The 2,698-nt window shown below is 69.1% G+C and carries 3 protein-coding genes and 1 pseudogene; 2 read left to right on the top strand and 2 right to left on the bottom strand.

Annotated elements, in window-relative coordinates; translation table 11 throughout:
- The coding region (locus DPV74_RS40645; RefSeq protein ID WP_162923312.1) for an MFS transporter at window positions 1–873 on the bottom strand (873 nt) is incomplete at its 3' end.
- Window positions 874–1,026: 153 nt separating this feature from the next.
- Here DPV74_RS40645 and DPV74_RS40640 point away from each other — a divergent pair.
- Window positions 1,027–1,497, top strand: coding sequence for a helix-turn-helix domain-containing protein (locus DPV74_RS40640; RefSeq protein ID WP_027791036.1), 471 nt, complete (start codon window positions 1,027–1,029; stop codon window positions 1,495–1,497).
- Window positions 1,498–1,565: 68 nt separating this feature from the next.
- On the top strand, window positions 1,566–2,501 hold the full coding sequence (locus DPV74_RS40635) for a hypothetical protein (RefSeq protein ID WP_060194919.1): 936 nt from the start codon (window positions 1,566–1,568) through the stop codon (window positions 2,499–2,501).
- A gap of 10 nt (window positions 2,502–2,511) precedes the next feature.
- Here DPV74_RS40635 and DPV74_RS40630 read toward each other — a convergent pair.
- Window positions 2,512–2,698: pseudogene (locus DPV74_RS40630) on the bottom strand (MFS transporter); the annotation flags it as partial.

Below are 2,698 nucleotides of genomic sequence, written 5' to 3'. Positions count from 1 at the left end.
GAGCCGGCCCGCGCGGGCGGCGGCCGCCGCGCCCAGTGCGCCGACGAGGCCGAAGGCGCCGATCTGCGTATGCGACATCGCGTGCGGCGGTGCGCTCAGCGGCAGCACCAGTGCGCTCCAGAAGATGCTGAATGCCGCGAACATCAGCAGCGCGATCGCGCCGCGCACGCGCAGCACGCGTTCGTCGCGCAGCAGCGACACCATCGATCGCAGCAGCGCCGCGTAGCCGATGCGCTCGCGCGGCCCGTTCTCGTCCGGCAACAGTCGCGACAGCACGACGAGCATGGCGATCGCGAGCGCGCCGGATACCAGATAGACGGCCCGCCAGCCCGCGATGTCGGTGACGACGCCGGCCAGCGAGCGTGCGGCCAGCAACCCGACCACGACACCGCCTTGCGCGGCACCCACCACGCGCCCGCGTTCGCCGGTGCCCGCGAGCGCGGCCGAGCAGGCGATCAGCCCTTGTGTCATCGCGGTGCCGAGCAGTCCGACCGCGACCATCCCTGCCAGCAGCGCAATGCGCGTCGACGATGCGGCGACGCCGATGCAGGCCGCCGTCAGCAGCAGAAGCTGCACGGCGATCAGGCGCTTGCGGTTCAGCAGGTCGCCGAGGGGCACGACGAACAGCAGCGCGAGCGTACAGCCGAGCTGCGTCGCGGTGATGACGCCGCCGACGGCCGCCTGCGACATGCCGAAATCTCGCGCGATCGAATCGAGCAGCGGTTGCGCGTAGTAGACATTCGCGACGCTGGCCGCGCAGCAGACGGCCAGCGCCGCGACGCGCGCCGTGGACAGGGTGCCGACCGCGGCCGGATGCGCGGCAGGCGCGGATGCGTTCGATGCAACGGTGCCGGAACGACAGGAAGACGCCATGGATTTCCTCGCGCAAAGTAGTTGCAATTTGAAACTGGTGTGAGTGTAGGAAAAGTGGTTTTAAAATGCAACCTGTTGTGCGGCGGGCGAGACGTCCGTGCACGGATGGCCGGCGTTGTCGCGAAGGCGGCCGGCACGATTGCGGAGAGGCACATGGCCAGGCAGAAAAGTCTTGCGGATTCGCCGTGCCCGGTGGCACGGGCGACCGATATCGTCGGCGATCGCTGGGCATTGCTGATCGTGCGCGATGCGTTCGACGGGGTGCGCCGGTTCGGCGATTTCCGCGCGAGCCTCGGCGTCGCGAGCAATATCCTGTCCGACCGGCTCAGGATGCTCGTGGATGCGGGCGTGTTCGACGTCGTGCCGGCGTCCGACGGCAGCGCGTATCAGGAGTACGTGCTGACCAGGAAGGGCGAAGGGCTGTTCCCGGTGATCGTGATGCTGCGGCAGTGGGGCGAGGCGAACCTGTTCGCGCGAGGCGAGCCGCATTCGGTGCTGGTCGACCGCCAGACGGGGCGCGCGATCCGCAAGCTCGCGCTGCGCCACGACGACGGCCGGCCGGTGAAGGCGGGCGAGACGGTCGTGAAGAAGGTCGGCGACGAAACGGGCGCACGGCGGCGATGAGCGTCGTGCGCGACGGCTGCACGGTCGGATAGACTGTCGCGATCGTTGCCGACCGGAACTGCATCGCCATGTCCCATCCGCTGGATTCCGCCGCTTATCGGCTGTTGCTCGACCTGCAGCGGCGCATTCACGACTTCTGCGAGCGCGAGGGCGCCGAGTACGGGCGCGACCATGCCGATCCCGCGGAGCCGCTGTGGCAGACCGATTTCAACCATGTCACCGTCGCGCCGATGCGGGCGGGGCTGCACGTCCGGTACTTCGGCGGCGCCTGGGAGGAACCGTTCGACTGGACGCTGCAGTGTCTGGCGTTGCGGGACGTCGCGGATCTCGTGACCGACCTCGCGTTCAGCGGCATCGACGAAGGGGCGAACGGCACGCGCGAATGGGATTTCGGGCCGCTGCTCGATTCGGATGCGCGCTTTCCGATGCTGCGCTCGCTGTACGTGCGGCCGACCGAGCCGGCCGATCACAACCAGTCGATGATCGTGCGTCGCGACCTGATCATGCAGGAGGGCGGCGAGATTGCCCGCTTTGCCGCGAAGGCGCCGTTTCTCGCCGAGCTGACGGTGCCGAACGCGCCCGATGCGCGCTTCTTCGATGTGCCGCTTGCGCATCTCGAGCGGCTGCGCATCGGCGGCGGAGACGACACGCAGCAGTTCATCGACCATCTGGCGGACTGCGACAACCTGCCGTCGCTCGGCTGGCTCGATTTCTCCGAGTCGACCGCCTTGCATTCGACGTGGAAACGCGAGCGCGCCGCCGGCAGCGTGACGTCGTTCGACGCCTACGAGCGCCTGCTGAAGAGTCGCGCCGGCCAGCGGCTCCGCACGCTGACACTGAGAAACACCTGTCTCGACCGGGAAGCGCTCGAAGCGCTGCAGGCGCTGCATCCGCGGCTGTCGTTCATGGTGATCCAGGCCGGCAGCGGCGGTTACGTGAGTCACTTCAAGGACAACGTTTTTCCGTGGCGTCACCTGATCCAGCGGGACCCCGGCGACGCATGACCGCAGCCGTTCAATCGGCCGCCGGCACGGCCTGACGCACGGACGATGCGCCGCGATGCGCATCGGGCCGCACCAGCGTCGCGAGCAGCGCGGCGGCGACCAGCAGCGCGACCGACACGGCCGTTTCGATCCGCAACCCGTCCACGACCTGCGCCGCGCCGCCGCCGCCGGCGAGTGCGCCGAACGCGGCCACGCCC

This window comes from Burkholderia sp. HAN2018, from assembly GCF_024704855.1.
Lineage (GTDB): Bacteria > Pseudomonadota > Gammaproteobacteria > Burkholderiales > Burkholderiaceae > Burkholderia > Burkholderia cepacia.
This window is presented reverse-complemented; position numbering and strand designations above follow the sequence as displayed.